20 protein-coding genes are annotated in these 18,155 nt (G+C 41.3%); 13 read left to right on the top strand and 7 right to left on the bottom strand.

The window, feature by feature from the left end:
* Positions 1–9 precede the first annotated feature (9 nt).
* Genes AC3Y23_RS10390 through AC3Y23_RS10375 form a run of 4 tightly spaced genes read left to right on the top strand, consistent with a single transcriptional unit; the run spans position 10 to position 2,068 of the window.
* A complete protein-coding gene (locus AC3Y23_RS10390) occupies positions 10–396 on the top strand; it encodes a spore coat protein (RefSeq protein WP_163753828.1) in 387 nt (128 codons plus the stop codon).
* Positions 393–1,529 carry a zinc-dependent alcohol dehydrogenase gene (locus AC3Y23_RS10385; protein WP_379198357.1) on the top strand — a complete coding sequence of 379 codons (1,137 nt, stop codon included), beginning with the start codon at positions 393–395 and terminating at the stop codon, positions 1,527–1,529. The genes AC3Y23_RS10390 and AC3Y23_RS10385 overlap by 4 nt, the downstream gene beginning before the upstream one ends.
* Positions 1,530–1,559: 30 nt before the next feature.
* Positions 1,560–1,760, top strand: coding sequence for a hypothetical protein (locus AC3Y23_RS10380; RefSeq protein WP_379198355.1), 201 nt, complete (start codon positions 1,560–1,562; stop codon positions 1,758–1,760).
* Positions 1,761–1,771: 11 nt separating this feature from the next.
* A complete protein-coding gene (locus AC3Y23_RS10375; protein ID WP_379198354.1) occupies positions 1,772–2,068 on the top strand; it encodes a spore coat protein in 297 nt (98 codons plus the stop codon).
* Positions 2,069–2,453: 385 nt separating this feature from the next.
* Here AC3Y23_RS10375 and AC3Y23_RS10370 read toward each other — a convergent pair whose 3' ends face one another.
* Both AC3Y23_RS10370 and AC3Y23_RS10365 read right to left on the bottom strand, forming a co-directional pair.
* Positions 2,454–3,071, bottom strand: a complete 618-nt coding sequence (locus tag AC3Y23_RS10370) for an NAD(P)H-dependent oxidoreductase (protein ID WP_379198351.1) — start codon at positions 3,069–3,071, stop codon at positions 2,454–2,456.
* Between the two features lie 19 nt (positions 3,072–3,090).
* Positions 3,091–4,188 (bottom strand): hypothetical protein, encoded by a 1,098-nt coding sequence (locus AC3Y23_RS10365; protein WP_379198349.1) that lies wholly within the window; start codon positions 4,186–4,188, stop codon positions 3,091–3,093.
* A gap of 124 nt (positions 4,189–4,312) precedes the next feature.
* Here AC3Y23_RS10365 and AC3Y23_RS10360 point away from each other — a divergent pair, with 124 nt between their 5' ends.
* Together AC3Y23_RS10360 and AC3Y23_RS10355 are read left to right on the top strand one after the other, a co-directional pair.
* On the top strand, positions 4,313–4,852 hold the full coding sequence (locus AC3Y23_RS10360) for a TetR/AcrR family transcriptional regulator (protein ID WP_379198347.1): 540 nt from the start codon (positions 4,313–4,315) through the stop codon (positions 4,850–4,852).
* Positions 4,853–4,919: 67 nt separating this feature from the next.
* Positions 4,920–5,318, top strand: coding sequence for a hypothetical protein (locus tag AC3Y23_RS10355; RefSeq protein ID WP_379198345.1), 399 nt, complete (start codon positions 4,920–4,922; stop codon positions 5,316–5,318).
* Between the two features lie 940 nt (positions 5,319–6,258).
* On the opposite strand, the gene AC3Y23_RS10350 is transcribed toward AC3Y23_RS10355, so the two are convergent.
* A complete protein-coding gene (locus tag AC3Y23_RS10350; RefSeq protein WP_379198343.1) occupies positions 6,259–6,729 on the bottom strand; it encodes a hypothetical protein in 471 nt (156 codons plus the stop codon).
* Between the two features lie 552 nt (positions 6,730–7,281).
* Here AC3Y23_RS10350 and AC3Y23_RS10345 point away from each other — a divergent pair.
* Complete coding sequence (locus AC3Y23_RS10345) at positions 7,282–7,689, top strand: hypothetical protein (RefSeq protein WP_379198341.1); 408 nt, start codon at positions 7,282–7,284, stop codon at positions 7,687–7,689.
* Positions 7,690–7,926: 237 nt separating this feature from the next.
* Here the strand turns inward: AC3Y23_RS10345 and AC3Y23_RS10340 are convergent, their stop codons facing one another.
* On the bottom strand, positions 7,927–8,121 hold the full coding sequence (locus AC3Y23_RS10340; RefSeq protein WP_379198339.1) for a DsbA family oxidoreductase: 195 nt from the start codon (positions 8,119–8,121) through the stop codon (positions 7,927–7,929).
* Positions 8,122–8,550: 429 nt separating this feature from the next.
* On the opposite strand from AC3Y23_RS10340, the gene AC3Y23_RS10335 reads away from it, so the two are divergent.
* Positions 8,551–9,660 (top strand): PRK06851 family protein, encoded by a 1,110-nt coding sequence (locus tag AC3Y23_RS10335; RefSeq protein ID WP_379198337.1) that lies wholly within the window; start codon positions 8,551–8,553, stop codon positions 9,658–9,660.
* A gap of 508 nt (positions 9,661–10,168) precedes the next feature.
* Here AC3Y23_RS10335 and AC3Y23_RS10330 read toward each other — a convergent pair.
* Positions 10,169–10,744: a dihydrofolate reductase family protein gene (locus AC3Y23_RS10330; RefSeq protein ID WP_379198335.1), complete on the bottom strand. Its 576-nt coding sequence runs from the start codon at positions 10,742–10,744 to the stop codon at positions 10,169–10,171.
* 159 nt (positions 10,745–10,903) lie between these two features.
* Between AC3Y23_RS10330 and AC3Y23_RS10325 the strand changes: the two genes are divergently transcribed.
* The 3 genes from AC3Y23_RS10325 to AC3Y23_RS10315 all read left to right on the top strand — a co-directional run bounded on the left by AC3Y23_RS10325 (position 10,904) and on the right by AC3Y23_RS10315 (position 12,814).
* The gene (locus tag AC3Y23_RS10325; RefSeq protein ID WP_379198333.1) at positions 10,904–11,137 is read left to right on the top strand and encodes a hypothetical protein; all 234 of its coding nucleotides are present in this window, start codon (positions 10,904–10,906) and stop codon (positions 11,135–11,137) included.
* A complete protein-coding gene (locus AC3Y23_RS10320; protein WP_379198331.1) occupies positions 11,137–11,535 on the top strand; it encodes a suppressor of fused domain protein in 399 nt (132 codons plus the stop codon). Before AC3Y23_RS10325 ends, AC3Y23_RS10320 begins: the two co-directional genes overlap by 1 nt.
* 763 nt (positions 11,536–12,298) lie before the next feature.
* Complete coding sequence (locus AC3Y23_RS10315; protein WP_379198329.1) at positions 12,299–12,814, top strand: SMI1/KNR4 family protein; 516 nt, start codon at positions 12,299–12,301, stop codon at positions 12,812–12,814.
* A 213-nt stretch (positions 12,815–13,027) separates the two neighbouring features.
* Here the strand turns inward: AC3Y23_RS10315 and AC3Y23_RS10310 are convergent, their stop codons facing one another.
* Complete coding sequence (locus AC3Y23_RS10310) at positions 13,028–13,627, bottom strand: hypothetical protein (RefSeq protein WP_379198326.1); 600 nt, start codon at positions 13,625–13,627, stop codon at positions 13,028–13,030.
* Positions 13,628–14,012: 385 nt separating this feature from the next.
* Between AC3Y23_RS10310 and AC3Y23_RS10305 the strand changes: the two genes are divergently transcribed.
* Positions 14,013–14,411: a hypothetical protein gene (locus tag AC3Y23_RS10305; RefSeq protein ID WP_379198324.1), complete on the top strand. Its 399-nt coding sequence runs from the start codon at positions 14,013–14,015 to the stop codon at positions 14,409–14,411.
* A 471-nt stretch (positions 14,412–14,882) separates the two neighbouring features.
* Here the strand turns inward: AC3Y23_RS10305 and AC3Y23_RS10300 are convergent, their stop codons facing one another.
* The gene (locus tag AC3Y23_RS10300; protein WP_379198322.1) at positions 14,883–15,899 is read right to left on the bottom strand and encodes a phosphotransferase enzyme family protein; all 1,017 of its coding nucleotides are present in this window, start codon (positions 15,897–15,899) and stop codon (positions 14,883–14,885) included.
* 729 nt (positions 15,900–16,628) lie between these two features.
* On the opposite strand from AC3Y23_RS10300, the gene AC3Y23_RS10295 reads away from it, so the two are divergent.
* Complete coding sequence (locus AC3Y23_RS10295; RefSeq protein ID WP_379198320.1) at positions 16,629–17,837, top strand: IS110 family RNA-guided transposase; 1,209 nt, start codon at positions 16,629–16,631, stop codon at positions 17,835–17,837.
* Positions 17,838–18,155: the final 318 nt, after the last annotated feature.

The following is an 18,155-nucleotide window of genomic DNA, read 5'->3' as shown; positions in this document are numbered from 1 at the left end:
GGAACTCAGATGAATACCGATTATTTAGATCCGATTAATTCATTAAATATGCCGGAAATGGCTGACATGACTTTTGCCATGGACTTCCTTATTCGTGCCAAAGAGGGTGTGCGTAATTTGTCCATCGCCCTGACGGAAACGGCTTCACCTGATGTAAGAGCCCTGCTGCACAATCACCTTAAGCTGGGAATTGCAATGCACCAAGAAATCTCGGAGCTCATGATTCGCAAAAAATGGTTCCATCCTTACGAGCTAAATGAACAGTACCAACTCGACCAGCTTTCGGCGAAAAATACGGTGATGATCGGGCAGATGAATCTGTTCCCGGATGATACGTCGCGTAAAGGGATGTTTGATCGGACCCCAGATGAGCATATTGGAGGACATAAAGCATGAAGGCGGTAACGTATCAAGGGATTAAAAATGTCGTGGTCAAAGAGGTGCCTGATGCGAAGATTGTGAAACCGGACGATATGATCGTAAAGATCACCAGTACCGCCATTTGCGGTTCTGACCTTCATCTTATTCACGGGATGATCCCTAACCTTCAGGAGAACTATGTCATCGGACATGAGCCGATGGGGATCGTAGAAGAAGTAGGTCCTGGCGTGACAAAGGTAAAAAAAGGCGACCGTGTGATCATTCCGTTTAACATCGCATGCGGAGAATGCTTTTTTTGCAAAAATCAGCTTGAAAGCCAATGTGACAATTCAAACGAACACGGGGATATGGGCGCATATTTCGGCTACTCCGGAACGACCGGCGGATATCCTGGCGGGCAAGCCGAGTATTTACGGGTTCCATTTGCCAATTTTACCCACTTCAAGATTCCTGAAAACTGCGAACAACCAGACGAAAAGCTAAGCTTGATCGCCGATGCCATGACGACGGCATTCTGGAGCGTAGATAACGCCGGCGTAAAGAATGGAGATACGGTCATCGTGCTCGGCTGCGGTCCGGTCGGACTCCTGGCCCAGAAATTCTGCTGGCTGAAAGGAGCTAAACGTGTAATAGCCGTCGACTATGTCGATTACCGCTTACAGCATGCGAAGCGAACGAACAATGTGGAAATCGTAAACTTCGAACAGGATAAGAATATTGGGAACACTCTCAAGGAAATGACCAAAGGCGGCGCCGATGTCGTGATTGATGCGGTAGGAATGGACGGCAAGATGAGCGATCTTGAATTTTTAGCCAGCGGTTTGAAACTGCAAGGCGGCACCATGAGCGCATTTATCATTGCATCTCAAGCTGTCCGCAAAGGCGGAACCATTCAAGTCACTGGGGTATACGGCGGACGCTATAACGGATTCCCGCTCGGTGACATCATGCAGCGAAACGTGAATATCCGTTCCGGACAAGCTCCGGTCATTCACTACATGCCATATATGTACGAGTTGGTTACGTCTGGCAAAGTGGACCCTGGCGACATTGTTACGCACGTCATTCCGCTTAGCGAGGCCAAGCGAGGCTATGAAGTGTTCGATACGAAAACGGACGATTGCATTAAAGTCATCTTAAAGCCTTGAATATGGATAGATACATGGGAGGAAATCCGAATGAATTCCAATTACGCTTTGCATGAGATACTCGAGGTTCATGAAATGGCTGCGTTCAAGACGGTTTGCATGACTAAATCCAAGACCATGCAAACACTGGTAACCGACCCAGATCTTTTACAAATTTTGCAACAAGAAGTAAAAATATCACAACAGCAGCTTCAGGAGCTCGGTGGAGTGCTGACTAAAACGACTTTATAGGAGATAAAAAAATGAACCCAATATTAGAACACATGACAGGGCTTCATACGCTGACCGATGACGTCATCGCAATGGATTTTTTGATGAACGCCAAGAGCGGAGTCAGAAACTACGCCATGGCCGTGACCGAATGTGCCACCCCTGAAATCAAGCAAATTTTGATGAAACAGCTCGATGAGGCCATAGATTCTTATGAAAAGATAACCACTTACATGATGCGGCATGGCTTATACCATCCTTACCATATTCCAGAGCAAATCCAGCTCGATCTGAAAAACATTCAAACTGCTATGAACATTTCGTCCTGACACCGTTTTTCATCCCGGCAAAAAGGTTTAAAACGACGATGGTCAGGTCTGTTTTTGATTTTAGCCGGAGACTTCAGAGAAAAGAAAAAATGTTCCCGTATAGTCAAATGATTTCAAGCTGGAGATCGACGCAAAATTATAAAAGCATTATTTTGAATTTGGCCCCTTCCGCAAAATAAAGAGGAGGGGCATTTGATTCTCAAAAGCAAAAGTTTCCCGTGAAGTACATCACCTGACCTTAATAAGACCGTAAACATGCTGAAACATGACCCGGATAGATATCTTTTTTAAATATTATCTAATTGATAAACGAATCAGTCCTTGTCACCCGATTGTCAAAGCTCCCTAGTCAGTTAATTAAAAAAACCTCTTTAACCCCAGAAATTTAAAGTGATGCAAAGCGTTTCTCTGTTCTTTCTAATGCTTTCGTTCTAACTTCTAGTGTATGACCATCCATACCAGCATAGTTATACCATTTCAACTTGTGAAACCCCATTTTCCGAAATGTACCACGAAATAGTATTTTAGTAATAGGATTACCAAATATCCATCTATAGAAGAACCCTGGGGTGGCCATTACCGTTAATAGTGATACACCCTTAAGCCTTTTTAACTCGCTAACAAAGGGTCTACCTTTTTTAGGTTCCTCATAAATGATTCCTTTGGCAAACACTTTATCTAAAAAGCCTTTCGTTGATGCAGGCATCGATTCCCACCATATTGGGAAAATAAAGATTATATGATCCGCTGCAAGCAATCTTTTTTGATAATCTTTTACCAGAGGATCGAGGGTTTTCTTTTGTCTCCACGCCGACAGTTCTTCTCCTGACATCACAGGATTAAATCCATCTGCGTGCAAGTCAATGAGATCTACCTGGTGTCCACCAGAATGAAGACCTCTAGTAGCCGCAGCCAATAATGCTGCTGAATAGCTTCTTTGATGAGGAATATTCTCTGACGCCGTTGCTGTGTAAGGATGGTCAAAAATAATTAGTACTTTCATATGAACTTGTCTCCTTCTGTTATTCACGAATAATTGCGTTTTTAATATAACTAAAGAACATCTGCTCCCATAGACCTTCCTGCTGATACACCTCTTGCTTCCCATTCTCGTTGACTGTCAGCTTTACTGTCCCTATACATCGAACATACGTTGGATTTATTCTCAATACTTTTATTGCCAATCGCATAGGTACAGAAAGTTTCATACCTTCTAATAATGAAGCCGCAACGATGTCAGTTTCCCGATGATACTCAATTTGATAAGAAGTGTTATTGTAAGATGACTGAATAAACTTCAATTGGTTATCCATAAATTTCTTTGTAAAGGGATGTTTAATCGTGTCCTTACGTTCTATCTTCGTACTCTCCTCACGATCATCCAGAATCTCACCGTCTTTAGCGATCATGATGAGAGGCATACGTGTATAACCATACTTTTTCTCCGCAATGATATCGCACGAGATTATGGTATAAGGTCCAATAGTTGCACGGCACCAGTACCAATGATTGATGAGCTTATTCATTTCTGCGTTGCCCCAATTATGATCATGATATCCGTTACCGACTAATTCGCGGCGTTGACCATTCACAGTAAGTACGGCCTCCAGATCGGCAGAAGGCTGGGCAACGAACCATGCGAAGAAGTCCTTTTGTTTCTCTCCAAAAAATACATGTCCTGTTTTGGGTCTCCACATGGGCACGATAGATTTCATGGTACAGCGATATTCAATGTCATCATCAACAAAATGAATCAAATAATTGCCATTGGAATATTGGATACTACTTCTATCAATTTTCACATCACATGTTTCTTTGGAAGCTCGAATTGTACTCCCCTTCTCTTCGGATATTTTTTTCGAAATGCTTCTTCCATCCGGCAATGTCACATCAAATCGTATCGTTGGGCAAGCCTCACCTTTAAGGTCGAACTCATACTTGGTGAAGAACACGACTACAATTTTAGTTCCATCTGTAAATTCGGAGTCAAAATACCACCATTCGTAACTTCCCGCTTGACCATCTGTCCTCATACCATCTTCCCATTCAGCAGGTTCTTTCGTGATTCCTAATCTTTTGTAATCTTCATTGGTATGTGCTAAATTCACTAGCTTATTCATACTAAATACCTCCTCTATACATAAATGTCACACTTGTGTAACTTGTTGAATTAGATTATAATTGGATGTCTATGAAGCAGTCAATAAGTGTGACAGAGGTTACACATTAGAGGTGATTTGTGACATGTCTACTCGCGTTAATCCTATTGCGCAACGATCAAAGAAATGGTTATGCGATGCTTTAATTGAACTTTTACAGGAGAAACCCTATAGCAATATCACGATTACAGAGATTTGTGATAAAGCCGAACTTGTTAGAAAAACCTTCTACCGCAACTTCACATCCAAGGAAGCTGTACTCGTCGCAATTATTGATTTGATGTTTCAAGACTTTTTAGATTATATTAGTGATCAGAACGTAGGCCCTCATGAAATGCCCCTTGCCTATTTCACATTTTGGGAAAAACATAAAGTTTTTCTGCACATTTTAATTCAAAATCAATTATTTGGACTTCTTAATGATCAATATGTTATTTACTTGGAAGCCATGGAACATATCATAGGAACTCAGGGAGAGTATCATAGCGAATTAGAAAAAGATTATAGGAGAACGATGATGGCTGCGGGGTTATGGAGCATACTAAAAAAGTGGATTATACGCGGTTGTACGGAATCTAAAGAAGAAATGGCCAAAATGACACTTGATTTTTTTGATATAGAGTGAAACTTTATTTAGTTAAACTTCTAATCGTAATACTGTCTCTATGTGCCCCTTTGAAATAATTACCTAATTGGTATTGGTACTATCTTCTGAATTTACGTTGTCGACCTTTCTTCAATCTGAGTTTGAACAATTGGTTCAAGACAAAATATTATCGTCTGAAGAAGCGGATGATCTTTCAGAGTCAAACGTCGATTTTGATAGTCTTTTGAATTCCTATAATGATGCAGAAATTATTGGATCAGAGACCGTTCTTTATTCAGTTGACACCGATACCAATCGTGTAGAACAGATCTTCTCTACTCAATCCCAGCCTAATGATAGCTTATTATCGCAGCCAATAAGTGCATTTAATAGCAACCTTTTTTATCGTGTGGATTTCTTATATTTTGTAGCCGATATTGCTATTAATCAACCAAAGTTTGTTTCTGGAGGCAATGGCAGCACAAGAATTAAGCCATCGGCCTGATACAGCTAAATGCATCGGGCCAGCAGCTTTCTTTTTTACATCAGAATTCTTTTGTACAGCTCCCAGAACGTGTCGACTCCATCTGGCAATGAAGCTTGTATTATCACATCATAACTTTCCCTCTTATGTTCCTCAGGAACACAGTTTCCTCAGCACCTCTAAATATAATGAAAACGAGTACAGACTAGAACGACCACGCTAAATGAGTTAACCTAAGGGATTAATCACTGAATCGGCGTTGCAAGCAAATTGTACTTTTATGTGGTATGAATTCCCACCCCACATATTCGATGATTATCAAATCTGCAATAGTACCATGTTCTTGTCCATTTTCGACAAAGCCCCTATTCTGGCCATAAAAAACAACTCAATTGGAGCTGTTTTCAATAATCATGCTTCTTTGTATAATATGACCATTGTTCTTGAATCCACTCCAATGTATCTTTATATACCCGTTTTCCCTTACTTATAATAACATATTCTTCCAATAACAATTTGATGTCATCAGTTATTGCATTAGTAAGCAGCTCATATCCAAATCGTCCTCCACTTCGGGCTACATCATTGCTTCGAATATCGGAACGATAAAAACGTTCAGTCTTTAACTAAGTTGTTTTTCTTCTTATGAAGTTTATCCCACATTTGAGTCTTCGTCGCAGCCAAGATTCATTTTTCTTTCCCTAAATGTAGATCAAGGAGCAAGATCTCCGTGGATCTTGCTCCTTGATTATTGTGTTTTGGTGTACTTCACTGGATGATCACATGCCGACTGCATCGGTGTACATTCAACTATCGTTTCCCGAGGGAGCTTAAAGACTCGATCGATGTTCAGACGAGATTTCCCAACGATGATAAAGTATTCATGTCTATCACGCTCCCGTCCGGCCCGACCTTCTCAATGACAATTTGCACTGCCCGCTAAACAGACCAAGAAGCCCGCTCACCGAGCAGGCTTCTTGGTCTGTTTCTTCTTGGTTTTTGTCTTTTTGGTCTGTGTCTTTTTGCTCTTGTTCAACTGCTGGTACTTCCTCCACCATCGTTCGATCAGGCCATGCCAGCGATAGAACAGGGTGCTTCGAGGGGATCTATGGATGACTCCGAAATCTGGGTCTCCGTAAACCTCCGAGCCGAGGACATGAATGGAGTCGTGGAGCGAGGACGTCAGCAGGAACCGGCCCAGTTCATCCGAGGACTTGAACGAGCCCATACTCTCCACGATACGGTCCTCGGCTTCCTGTAGCTGGCTGTCCCAGCCGGGGTTGGCTTTGACAGCCGATGGGATCCGAGACCATGGTGTCACTCTTTGGAGATTGAGCCCTTGGGCCTTATACCATCGCAGGGCTTTTCTCAAAAAACTTCGATGAAACCGAAGGAACGAAATGCCATCGCCCGGACGCACGTCCCGATTCATATGGCTCATATGCCATCGGGCATGCTCATCCATAAGCCTTTGGGGAAAGTTGGGAATCTCCGCCATATGCTTCATCCTCTTTCTGAGTATACATTCGTATCTGCATTTTCATATGAGTGCTTCTTTTTATGTATATGTCAGCATGCTGGCGTTGGCTTGGGCGATAGCCACTTCCCCAGTTGTCCCCCTACTCCCCCTTCCAGCGACGTACAGATCAGGGTTCCCCAACCCTGCTGCCGCCCGGTAAACTGTTAATGAGCACAACGACAACAGACAATCATTCAAATATTACTTTACATAATGATGAACTGTCATCTATGTCGGCTATCATAACATAACGATTTAATCGATTTGTCGAGGTTTTACCCTCACCCCATTAGATTCCCATATTTCACATTTTTAATTTCAGCACGCTGGCGTAAAAAGCTATGTACAGTAGTTCTCCCCTTTCCTCTAGTTAACTCTAATGGCTTACTTAATGGAATATGAGTAATTTAATGATCATAAAATGTATAGGTTGTGGAGTAATTTAACTTAAGGAGGTCATTATTAATGATTTATACCCTAAATGAACGCCAGATGATGTCTCATCCAATTCTTTTGGAAGCAACACAGAGTGCAGCAAATCAAATTCTAATTACGTATGATCAGCGGACAGATTTAGGATCAGCAACGCATATTTCAAACTACTGGATTAGGAGTACTATGGAAACTCCTTCAGGTATTGCAACTGTGGGAATGAGTGATGCCCTCATGTCTTCCAACTCAATACGTCCAGATATGGCCCAGATTACACCAATTGATAACTCAAATATGAGATTTCATATCACGTTTAGGGTTAATGCAGTGTCAGGTGTTTTGTATACCGTACTACCCTGTTTTGTTAGCCTTGAGGGAATGACAGGTTATATGGGGGCGAATTGGGGCCCCGCAAGTAGAAATGTATTTATTGGTATGTAGAAATTTTATAATGATTATTCATTGTTAAATTTGTGCATTTAAATAAACCTGCCGAGTTCAAATGAATCCGGCAGGTTTATATTCTTCTAACAACTACACTGTTGGATATAAGCTCTTTTGCTCTTACAGTATTTTTATATTAACAGATTCAGGACGTCTACGAATTGATGACTAATACTACACATTACAAACTCCGTCAATGCAGCTATTATCACCATCTGACACATTCTTTTCTTCCTATTCTTGAAGCTTCTTCTCTTCATCCCAGACCGAGTTCAACACATTTAAGAAAACCTCCTCAGGCTGAGTACCTGACAGGGTGTATTTGTTATTAAACACGAAGAATGGCACGTCTGAAATGTTTAGCTTCTTAGCTTCGACGATGTCTGCTTTGACTGAATCTGTATAAGCATCGGCTTCAGGTATTTCCAAAGCCTAATCCAATGACCATACATTTTGTTTTGTTACTCTTACCGAATTGGGTTTTATTTTACCTGCATCGACGACGCTGCAGCGTCACATCCGAATCCATCATGTGCTAAATAATCGCAACCTAAAAATTGAAGCAGTAAGCCCCCTCTTCAGCCATCATTGAACAAAGAAAGTAAAGTAGTAGATTAAGTGTCGCTGGTTGATTCAACGGTCGTTCCCGCCAGAGTGCATGTCTAACAAAAACAACCGGTGTTATCATACCGGGTGAAAATGGATCTTCTGTAGTCCCGTCAACAAATAACGAAAAAATGGGAGAGGACGAACACCATTTTTTACAATACAGAATATACAATTGAATAGGCACTTATCCCAATCATGCTTATTCTGTAATCTTTGCGAATCGGAATAGGCACAAAGGAGTGTTTCAGGTTGGCATTAAAATCATCTCACTATTTTGCCCGAGGCAACACTGCACGCGGAGCTCATTTCTTGTATAAATCCGCATTTGATGGGCTAAACAAGATATTCGTCCTTACAGGGCCCGAAGGTACGGGGAAATCGACGGTCATTCAAAGTTTGGCGGATAGTCTGCTGGATAAAGGCTTGCATGTGCAATGCTTCCACTCCCCTCTCCGTCCCGAAGAACTGGATGGCATTATTTTAACGGAATTGAAGGTTGGTATTGTCGACGGGCAAGTCTGTAAGGGGATTTCTGATATCGGAGCCTGTGAAATCATCTATGTTCATTTCGGGGAAGCGTTGGATAATAGTCTTATTTTACCGGAACACAACATAACGATAGAGGATCTTAGAGGCAAGCTTGAGAGGACCTATTCAAAAACGTATGAAACGTTCGCAACAGCATTGCGGATTCATGACGAATGGGAAAAAATTTATATCGAAAACATGGATTTCTCAAAGGCCGATCAGATTGCGCAGGATTTGATTCAAGAATTATACGCCGAACATGAAAGCGACTCGCCAACGGCTCCGCGTCACTTGTTTTTCGGAGCCGCGACTCCGAGGGGGGCTTTCGATTTTATTCAAAGCTTGACGGCTCAGCTGGAAAGACGGATTTTCATTAAAGGAAGGGCGGGATCTGGCAAATCGACTCTGCTGAAAAAGCTTGCCTCCGCTGCCGAAACAAAAGGAATCGAAGTCCAGGTGTTTCATTGCGGCTTTGATCCGAACAGTCTTGATATGCTGATATTCCCGAGACTTGGAACAGCTATCTTCGACAGTACAGCTCCTCATGAATACTTTCCAGATCAGGACGGGGATGAGATCCTAGATATGTATGCATGGGCTATAGCTCCTGGAACAGATGAAGCCCATGCTGCCGAAATAGCCGGTATCAAAGCACGCTACTCGGCAAAAATGAAAGAGGCCACCTCACATCTAGCGGAGGCCGAAGCCATCGATTCTAAAATTAAGGCCTACTATGTTGCGGCCACAGATTTTTCAATCGTAGAGAACCTCCATCTGCAGTTACAGTCCGAATTGAATGAATTAATTGGTTCCATTCAGCTTTCAAAATAAATATGCCTTTCTTCATCTACCAATCTCTGCTTTAACCTTTCCGAGGGGCGGGTACGTTATCCGCCTGGGGAACCGGCTCCTTTCTCAACCATTCGAGCACATTTAATCCGCCGAATTGCGGATGGACTATCACATGTTCGAAAGTCATATCCCTTTTTGATTCCTAAATGGCTTCGGTGTCCAAAGCAAGCGCCGCCACCGCCGGTTCGATCTCATTCAACGAACTGTCAAAACAAATAGAGACCTACCAAAGTAAAGGGTATAATCCCTTTGATGTCTTTGGTTAGTCTCTTTGTCTTTAGTATGTCGTATTGAGAGGCCATATCCTTTTTATTTTTGGTATCCCAATCTCCCATCCTTCTTTATCTAGGTTACTCATGCTCACTAGTTTGTGCTGGTACTCCGCCCTCTGCTGCTCCCCACTGTTTGATGAAAACAAAGTCTTAGACTGCCGCTGTTGTCGTTCCACTAACGTTCCCCGTAAGCGTAATCACCTTAAGTGACAAGGTCATCTTACCGTTTGGTAAACGAGACCTATGGCTCCAGAATCAAAGGTCTTGTTTTCGATTAGTTTAAGATTAATCTTCTCTTTGAGACCTTGGAATAACGGCAATCCCTTACCGATCAGGACGGGAGAAACCGTAATTTTATACTCATCAATTAAATCAAGCTGCATAAGGTGGTGTGCAAACCTAGGACTGCCGAGGATGACTATATCCTTGCCTGGCTGCTGTTTGAGGTTATTGATCTCTTCCTCGACATCTTCTTTCACGAGTCTTGAATTATTCCATTCGACTTTCTCCAGCGTCGTGGAAAAAACGATTTTGGCTGTCTTTTCGATCCACTCGGCATGATTCCGTTCATGCTGCGAAGCTGATGGGTTCGAAGGCACAGATGGCCAGTAACTGTGCATCATCTGATAAGTCCCACGTCCCCAAATGACAGTGTCGGCAGTACTCAGAATTTCTTTCGAATGTTTTTCCAAATCAGCATCGTAGGAAACCCAACCAATGTCCATTTCACCATTCGGCCCTTCTACAAAACCGTCAAGCGATGCGTGAAGAAATAGAACGAGTCTTCTCATTGGGATGAGTGATCTACCGATGACAGACCCATCGCTCCGGGGCTATGCCTTTTGTTATACTTTCAAGTGGGGTTTCAAACCTCCTAGAATCAGGAATTTAATCGCAGCATTCTTTATTTCGCTCGTAAATTCAAAACCCTTACAGAGGAGCGCAAAGACATGAACTTTTTCAAAAAACTGTTTGGCGGCAAAGAAATAGGTAAATCGGAAGACGGCACCACAATTTACGGCTATGACGCTCCGGATGAGCGACAGCTTACGCCTCCCTCCGGAATTTTGTACATGGAAGAATTAAACGAACATTTTAATAAAGTCTTTCCAAACCGGGAAACCGGCGTGTTCCATGAACTGATTTCAGACATGAGTACAAGCATCTTGAACGCACGGAGCTGATGATGTTTTTGCCGGCGGACTGGCCGCTTACGCAAAAGGATTTTGAAGCGGAGGAGAACTACTGGCCGATCCGGCTGATGAAGATGCTTGCTCGGTTCCCGCATATGTATCAGACGTGGCTTGGATACGGGCATACCATTCCCAACACGGAGGATTACGAGCCATATGCGCCAAACACTGAGCTGTCTGGCGTGATCCTGTTTGCTCTGCCGGAAGAGGTCAGCACAGTCCATACGAAAGATGGCAATCAGGTTCAGGTTTATTTCTTGGTTCCGCTTTACCGGGAGGAAATGGAATTCAAACTGGAGTCCGGTATGGATGAACTGGTTGCCAAGCTGTCCGAGCTGCCCGGTGATTTCCTCGTTCTGAATCCGAATAGACTCCATGCTTGTAAATAACTGCCCGGTTTAACGGGTTTGAGACAGCTTTAAAATGCTGAGCCTAAGTCATGGATATGACTTTGGGTTCAGCATTTTATTAGAATGCACTTATATAACTCACGTGTAGCTCTAGTGTTGCAGAGCAGTCACTGCAGCAAATTTGGACTTCCGGCAATGCTCTATTCATATGAAACCACCTCTTCTCTTTTCCGCTTGTCCCCTGCAACTATATTCTCTTCAAACATTTCAAAGGGGACCTGGAAGCAGTAAAAGTTAGCAAATAGAGCTCGTAGTACTCGGGATGAAGATATTTCCAGATAACCCGATTTGCTGACGCTCTCTTCCCTCAAGCTCCATATGGGTTCTGTTCGATCGACTTCAAACGCTCCTACTCTAAAGACCGACTAAGTGCAAGCAGCCCGCTTTGCTTGACTACCTCACCGGCGTCGATCTTTTCCCGGCTTCGTCGGGAAGCAACCAGGTGCTCGGAGCTGCAGGAGCTGGGCACACCGCCGGTACCCGAATCTCGCGTAATCAGTGATCCAATGCTCCTTAATAAATAAGGGGTTAAATATCCCTCTTATTAGTCTGGTATTATCGAGATGACTTCATAGAATATTATGAAAAGAACTGGGGTAAACCAACTAAATTTAAATGGACTGATGTACAGATTCACCATATGCGTCCACTCAAGTATAATGGACAAGACACTATGTCTAATTTTATTCCATTGTGGAGCATGGTGGCTGAGCTATTCATTGTAACGAGGGTGGGATTTTGTATGGGTTCAAATGTATTGGATCTGATAGAATTCCTTAAACGGAATGCTTCTCCCGATCACACTTTCCAACGACTTATTCCAGGGCTTGGTGAGGGGCCTTTGGAATGCACCTGGAAAGATCCAGTAAGTGCGATAGAAGTTAATAAGTTCTTACAGGATAATGATTGGCACTTTCCAGAGGATTATAAGCAATTTCTTTTGAAACATAACGGGGCAGTTTTATTTCAGCATCCCTACTATGGTGGGGGAACTGAACTATTGAGTCTAGAACAAATATTACTAATATCCAAGACATACGAGCAGATCCCGTCCATTTGTTATCCAATTGCTTGGACAGATCATCGGATTGGAGCAATATGCATTGATTCTGTGAAATGTCAGCAGGGAGAAACACCATATCTGTTCTTTTTAGACGCAATGGATCATATTGAAGACGCCATTCCAATTCCGCTTACCTTTACCGAATGGTTAGATCGTCTAATTATCTGTCAGGGACAAGAATACTGGAACTGGTAGAATGCCGGATATCCTCCCCCTTTCCTCTTCCGATATAACAATATGCGGATTCGGATCTGGTTAGCTAGCAGCAGTGTCGTGCTAAATGTAATCCTACAATAATCAGATGTGGTCAGCTATCGGGCGCGCCGGTGAACGATTGTCTGACTCGTGTCCCATGTAAATAGATTACCGCTCTATTAGCACAGCGCTCATTACATAACCTTAATTCATTTAATCAGTAATTTTTTTAAGCTCAAAAATAGTTGCCTCTGATAACAAGATAAGCCTATCATTATTAACAGCTAAAAAGCTTAAACCTACAGGTATGCTCATTTTTGTAGAAGGGTCACTTATAATTATTGCTTTTACTTCATCATTTATATTTAAGTCTGGGATATCTATTTTGTATAATCTATAAAAAGAGTCAGAGTTATAGCATGTCGCTGTGATCTCATATAGTGGATTTTTTAGTTCATATTGATAATTACTATAGTTTTTAAGCCCTTTTGATGAAAAAAAGTCTTTTTTGATTATAATTTCATCTCCAATAAATTTTTGCCCTGTTGGATATTCAGAAGCATCATTATATGAATTTGCAAATCCTAAATGCTTCTCAACTTTCCAAGTTCCATAGAAATATTTCTCAGTTTCGCTATCCAAATTTATAAGTTCTGCATTAAGACAATCGGATGTGTTTTTTGGAATAATAGACTCTTCCGTTTCAGGTTTAGGCTCACTAGAAGTATTTGGATTTGATGTCGTTTCAACATTTCCACAAGCCGTTGCTAGCATCAGCATTATCATAATACAAACCAATAATGTTTTTTTCATATCTCACACTCCTACTATAAAGTTATCTTTTCTCCTGTTTGCTCACTTGCTAACTAGAATAGATTTCTTCTCAATCAGTAGCCGGAATCGAATTTTGCAAAATCCAGATCTAAAAAAGTTCAGCCTGGTATTTTTTTACTATATTATTATATCTAATATATAATATGAATGAATACAAAAATATTACAGAAGAGGATTTCTGTTGATAGGATTAAAATTGTAACTGTTTAGCCTGTTTCGATCTTATTTGACAGACAGCACAAATAGAGGCACTCCGTTACGGCACTACCTCTACGGACATAGGAATGTACAGACATGTAATTTTAAAAAGTAACTATCTCAAGGCGGGATAGCTACAAATAAATTTAATAAGGAGTGCTTGATCGTGAATCTTAAGTCCGTTTTCAAAGGAGTAGTATCATCTGCTCTGGTAGTTTGTCTAATTGCTGGGACAAGTAATATACCTGCTTTTGCGGAGTCGACTAAAAGTTCGTCGAAAGATTATGCAGCTAAAAGTGGCAGTTCTTCAGGAACTGAATTTCAGGATTCATTCCCATTAAAAAAGAGTAATGGGGCAAAAGTGAACTTCTGGATTAAAAATACTGGGAATGTAAGCGTGAGAATCTCAATTAATGGTGATCAGAAAAGAACTCTCGCACCAGGTAAGAGTGGCCACATTAGTGCTCCAGTTGGTTCCTTAAGTAGAGAATATAAATTTAAAGCTGTACCAACGCCTGATGGTGGTGATATTAGTATAGACTATCGTATTGCTCAAAGAGATTAAATTTGATGCTTAAGATATTTTTAGTTATTTTATAAGTCTCCTGGATCCGAGATGGTAATTTGGTAATTCAGTGCAGACATAGAGTAAAAAAAGAGTACGAACTAGCTTGAGGAGCTTAAGCAAAATGCTCATAGATGAAAGCTAGGAAAATAAATACCTAAATTAGTAAAAGCCGATTTCCTTAACTTACAGGAAATCGGCTTCAGAATCTCAACCCCTGTATTATAAAATGCCGCAATTTACGCGGCAATTAATGAGATAATGTTCTTATCACCCGACAATTGTAGCATTTTGTTGGTCTGATTGTTCGTTGTAAGATATCAGGCCTCGTCCCGCTCCTTTACCCTTTTCCTGTTCGATTACAGCAGCGAGCATACTCGCCAATTCCTCACGGATCAGCGGCTTATTGGGCTGAAAACGGTTGCCCTTCGCAAATCAGCCCCTACGTTAGCAAAATGAGATGCTCCCAGGTTAATGAATGCTATTATAAATGCTTTTAAATTCTTGAACAAAATCAATCGGCAGCATAGGGTCATCAGAAGCGGCTACTCGTTGCAGCTCTTTTAACCTGTTCATTGATTCTTCATCCAAATTTGACACATCGTTTGCTTGATGAATATAAACATACAGCAATATATGACGAAGTTTAATAGAATCTTGTAAATATGCTATTTCTTCTTCTTGGATTGTATTTTCCTTTAGATATCCTTTCATAAAATGGTGGAAAAACAACCTAAAATATTCCGTTTTATTTTCAAATTCTTTAAACGGATAAAAAAGTGCATAATACAATGTAATCCCAATATCGTTTACGAAATACGTATAACCGCAATCATCGAAATCGAACAAATAAATGTCTCCGTTATGCAGATAAAAATTACTTTGATGAAAATCAGTATGAGTCAAACCGTATGTATCTTTGGACTTAGGCAGAGGAGTAAGTTTTGTTAATCTCTCTTTAAGAATTGGTATCATTACATCATCAGGTGGCAGGTATTTATCTACCTTTAATTGAACTTCTTGCTCCCAAGCTTGTCGTTTAAACGCCGGCTTACTCCAATCATAACCCTTTGTGGCATGATGGATTTTCCCAAGAAATTCTCCCCATTTTTCGTAAAGCGATTCATTCCAATCTTCATCCGACACTTCTTTTCCAAGAGACTTTTCATATGAAATGGCTAGGAACGAACCTTTTTCTGCAGTAATTTCTTCAACCATATTACCCTCGGCCGATAGAATAGCTTTTGAAACTGCCAGATCTTTATTCGACAAATAATTTAGAAATTCAATTTCACCCCGTATATAATTTATTGATCTTCTAATTGTATGTGTGATTTTTAATATGAAAAATGCATTGTCTTTCTGATATTCATAAACAAAGCTTTCATAACCGCCCAATAAACGAACAGTATCACTATTAATGTTAAATCGCTTTATTGCTTCGGTAAGGATCTCTTCAGTGAATTGCTCTTCAATTTCTCGTATCATTTTGTAACCTCCATAAAAATGAAGCAGACACAAAGGAGTAGTCTTCTCTCGCCAAGGATTCTTTTTTCTTTCCTCGGATGATTATCATGACCGGCTGCCGCTGTGTATATTCAACTATTCTGCATCTAGGAAACACTAACGTTTCTTTTACTTAATTTCTTAAATGCTGAGTACTCCTTATTGGACTTAATAAAACTTAATATTTTTTCGGCACATTCTATTGGATTCATCTTTTAATTTTCGAATAGTACAGTGAGTTTAAGGGATCAAAAGTTATTCGTGCCACAACTTGGTCATCTACTTCTCTTGTAGGTTGTCTTCCCTGAACTTGAAGTTCCGTTCATCAACACAATGAGTCCTTGCTTCAAACGAATCACCCGCACTTATAAGATTTATGTATCTAATGGATATGTTAATTTCGCAAATTTTATAAAATTATCCAACCCAAAGTATATTCGAGAAACGATTGAACTATCCTGCCCGTTCGTATTATGAGATCAACCATTTCTTTCTGGTTGATCCTTTTTGAATTTGCTTCGAGGATTAGGGTAGCCGGGGCGAACGTACCTGCCCGTGGGACTTGATCCCGAGCGCTATAATGTTCACCCTACTTGTCATGACCATGATTGAGGCTAGTTGGGACAAAGATCCCGTATCACATGCGATGCTGTGGAGCGACAAGGAGATTCATAGGGGGCTACTGGTAAATCTATTTCAAGGAGAGATAAAATGAACCCTGTTATAGGACTAGACATTTCTAAAGAAGAAAGCCACGGACAAGCTTTCTTAGATCGAGGAAAACCATACCGAGGGGTATTCCATTTCGAACATACACGGGATGGTCTCGAGATATTGCTTCAAGTTATTCATGACATTGAACATGAATCGGGGCATCGACCTACAATGATTCTGGAAGCAACCGGGCACTATCAAAGCCCTGTTGTTCAATTTCTAGAGGAACATCACTATTTATTTATCGTTATCAATCCGCTCATTTCTAATCGACTTCGCAAAACCAATCTTCGTAAAGTGAAAACGGATGCTGCTGACGCTTATCTTCTGGGTGAACTTTACTATAGGGAGGAATTCGAACCATTCAAAAAAAGAGGTGTGCAACTGCTTAATATGCGTTATCTGACGCGACAACACGAGTCCTTCTCTAAGATGTGCGTGCAGACGAAGCTGCAATTCCAAGCCGTTCTGGATCAGGTTTTCCCGGCGTACAAAGGTGTTTTCGGGGCTATGTATTCTAACGCATCCCTTCGCTTCTTACTTGAGTTTCCGACTTCATCCTCTGTCCTACAAGTCAGTGAAGAGACGCTTAAAATCAAAATCAATGCTCTTCTAACTTCAAAACGTGGACGATCAGAGAGGTGGATTAATGAACGAGTTCAACGGTTGATGGAAGCTGCAAAGCGAAACCCATTTCAGCAAACGATGTATGAGAGCCACTTAATTAATCTTAAGATCTTGATCAGCCTTATCCTTCAGTACCAAGAGCATCTTTCTGAGTTGGAACAGACCATAGATGCCCTGGCTTCTAAGATTGAAGAGTATGATTTAATCCAGTCGATTCCCGGTATTGGTCCTAAAATTGCTGCAACAATTTTAGCGGAAATTGGAGAAGTCGACAGGTTTGATCATCCAAAGAAACTGGTTGCCTTTACAGGAATAGACCCCAGCGTTTTTGCTTCAGGAAAATTTACAGCGACACGTAATCGAATCACCAAACGTGGTTCCAGGCAGCTTAGATACGCACTTGTAATGGCGGTACAGTGTGGCCTGATCCGCTCTCGCAACACGCGGATAAAAGAGTTTTACGAACGCAAAAGAGCTGAAGGAAAACCTCACAAGGTGGCTCTAGTGGCGTGTGCAAATAAGTTAGTTCATTGGTTGTATGCCATTTTAAAAAGTAAGAAATCATTCCGTCCAGCATAACAAAACAATGATGGTATAACCTTCCAATATAACTCGAATTGGAGGGTTGTTTGGCATGCTTATTAATCAATATAACACAAGTCCTCGAGTTGTTTTGCTGGTAATCTTGACAAGCTATTAGCTGGTATAGCTTAATAAGGGTTAATTTTCGTGAGAATCGGCTGACGGGCTCGAATTCATAATACCCGATGAACTGGCTCTTGTTATTGCCGGGATACCCGCCTCCTCCGAGTGGGTTGGCATCGGTCAAACATCCTTATACGCGACCAAAAAAGTAAACGCAAGGCGATAATGTTTGTTGTAGTTTTCTTACTGTTG

The sequence above is a fragment of the Paenibacillus sp. MAHUQ-45 genome (genome assembly GCF_058133325.1).
Note: the sequence above shows the minus strand (reverse complement) of the source record. Positions and strands in the feature narration are given on the sequence as shown.

What these genes read in the sequence shown, in the direction of transcription:
- AC3Y23_RS10310 (WP_379198326.1), bottom strand. Translation starts at nt 13,627, where the DNA reads ATGAAAAAAACATTATTGGTTTGTATTATGATAATGCTGATGCTAGCA.
- AC3Y23_RS10365 (WP_379198349.1), bottom strand. Translation starts at nt 4,188, where the DNA reads ATGAATAAGCTAGTGAATTTAGCACATACCAATGAAGATTACAAAAGA.
- AC3Y23_RS10360 (WP_379198347.1), top strand. Translation starts at nt 4,313, where the DNA reads ATGTCTACTCGCGTTAATCCTATTGCGCAACGATCAAAGAAATGGTTA.
- AC3Y23_RS10375 (WP_379198354.1), top strand. Translation starts at nt 1,772, where the DNA reads ATGAACCCAATATTAGAACACATGACAGGGCTTCATACGCTGACCGAT.
- AC3Y23_RS10380 (WP_379198355.1), top strand. Translation starts at nt 1,560, where the DNA reads ATGAATTCCAATTACGCTTTGCATGAGATACTCGAGGTTCATGAAATG.
- AC3Y23_RS10350 (WP_379198343.1), bottom strand. Translation starts at nt 6,729, where the DNA reads ATGAATCGGGACGTGCGTCCGGGCGATGGCATTTCGTTCCTTCGGTTT.
- AC3Y23_RS10385 (WP_379198357.1), top strand. Translation starts at nt 393, where the DNA reads ATGAAGGCGGTAACGTATCAAGGGATTAAAAATGTCGTGGTCAAAGAG.
- AC3Y23_RS10320 (WP_379198331.1), top strand. Translation starts at nt 11,137, where the DNA reads ATGATGTTTTTGCCGGCGGACTGGCCGCTTACGCAAAAGGATTTTGAA.
- AC3Y23_RS10325 (WP_379198333.1), top strand. Translation starts at nt 10,904, where the DNA reads ATGAACTTTTTCAAAAAACTGTTTGGCGGCAAAGAAATAGGTAAATCG.
- AC3Y23_RS10315 (WP_379198329.1), top strand. Translation starts at nt 12,299, where the DNA reads ATGGGTTCAAATGTATTGGATCTGATAGAATTCCTTAAACGGAATGCT.
- AC3Y23_RS10300 (WP_379198322.1), bottom strand. Translation starts at nt 15,899, where the DNA reads ATGATACGAGAAATTGAAGAGCAATTCACTGAAGAGATCCTTACCGAA.
- AC3Y23_RS10330 (WP_379198335.1), bottom strand. Translation starts at nt 10,744, where the DNA reads ATGAGAAGACTCGTTCTATTTCTTCACGCATCGCTTGACGGTTTTGTA.
- AC3Y23_RS10295 (WP_379198320.1), top strand. Translation starts at nt 16,629, where the DNA reads ATGAACCCTGTTATAGGACTAGACATTTCTAAAGAAGAAAGCCACGGA.
- AC3Y23_RS10370 (WP_379198351.1), bottom strand. Translation starts at nt 3,071, where the DNA reads ATGAAAGTACTAATTATTTTTGACCATCCTTACACAGCAACGGCGTCA.
- AC3Y23_RS10345 (WP_379198341.1), top strand. Translation starts at nt 7,282, where the DNA reads ATGATTTATACCCTAAATGAACGCCAGATGATGTCTCATCCAATTCTT.
- AC3Y23_RS10390 (WP_163753828.1), top strand. Translation starts at nt 10, where the DNA reads ATGAATACCGATTATTTAGATCCGATTAATTCATTAAATATGCCGGAA.